This is a genomic window from Paracraurococcus lichenis (assembly GCF_030657435.1).
GTDB lineage: Bacteria > Pseudomonadota > Alphaproteobacteria > Acetobacterales > Acetobacteraceae > Paracraurococcus > Paracraurococcus lichenis.
Genome location: NZ_JAUTWS010000335.1, coordinates 1 through 1068, shown reverse-complemented (window position 1 = coordinate 1068; position 1068 = coordinate 1). Strand labels below are relative to the sequence as shown.

The following is a 1068-nucleotide window of genomic DNA, read 5'->3' as shown; positions in this document are numbered from 1 at the left end:
AGCTTTGCCTCTGTTTCCCGCTGAGGTGGCGCCATCGTAGCTTGGATCGTGAGACTGATGAGTGTCGGGGCCGATGGGACGGAGCACAGCACCGACGTTGTGCAAATCTCCGGGCCCGACAGCCTCGCCGACCTGGCCAGCCTGGGCCTGACCCTGGCCGAGAGCAAACAGGTCCTGGCCGGGGTGCGGCAGGAGATCGTCGCCGCGCAGGCCCGTCTTCATGCCGCGCTCCGACATTGTCATGTTGCTTGATGACCAGGCGAGTTTGACCGCATGATGGAGCTTGCGTGACATCACGTCGCCTTCTGGGCGCACGTCACTTGCCGCGTAATCACCCACCCCCTTCTGGTGCGGAGTTTACGCAGTGATGGTCGTAAGAGGCGGTTTTCAGAATGTGCGTGCGAGGCGGCCTGCAACCAGGAATATGCAAGCCGCTTGGAGCAGCGACTGCATGATGACGCCGAGACGGTCGTAGCGCAGGGCGAGGCGCTTGTTCTCCAGCAGCCAGGCCTTGCTGCGATCGACTGGGCAGCGCCGCTTGCCGAGCCCGGAGCAGTGTGCCCGGCCGCGCCTGTGGATCTGCGGATCGGCGCGGACCTGACGGCAGAGGTCGCAGTTGCGCTCGGCGTCGTGGTCCTTGTCGGCGAACACCGTGCGGATGCGGGCCATAACCGCAAAGGCGGCAAGGAACAGACGCTCGAAGACCAGCGTGTCGTTGACGTTGCCCGCAGTGGTGAGGCAGGCGACCGGCACGCCGTCGCCGTCCACCGCGACATGGTACTTGGTGCCCTCCTTGGCGCGATCTGTCGGGTTCGGGTCGGACGTTGCCGCCGCGCTTGGCACGGACGAAACAATTGTCGAGAATGAGGTCGGGGTGGCCACGCAGCATACCGAACAGTAGGGCATGCACTTTCGCCAGCACGTGCGATGCGGCCCAGCGCGCCAAGCAGCGGCGCAGTGTCGAGCCGCTGGCCTGGTCCTCCGTCGCGGTCAGGCCGCGCCAGGGGGTGCCCTCGCGCAGGAAGCGCCGCAGTGTTGCGGCCACCCGGACGGTCTCGGTTGGCGGGT

Annotated in this window: 2 protein-coding genes; both read right to left on the bottom strand. The window is 66.2% G+C overall.

Annotation, left to right across the window (positions count from 1 at the left end; genetic code table 11):
• Positions 1-294: hypothetical protein (locus tag Q7A36_RS40075; RefSeq protein ID WP_305109371.1), on the bottom strand; the 294-nt coding region annotated here is incomplete at its 3' end.
• 93 nt (positions 295-387) lie between these two features.
• Entirely contained in the window at positions 388-882 is a 495-nt protein-coding gene (locus tag Q7A36_RS40070; RefSeq protein WP_305109370.1) for a transposase, read from the bottom strand.
• Positions 883-1068: the final 186 nt, after the last annotated feature.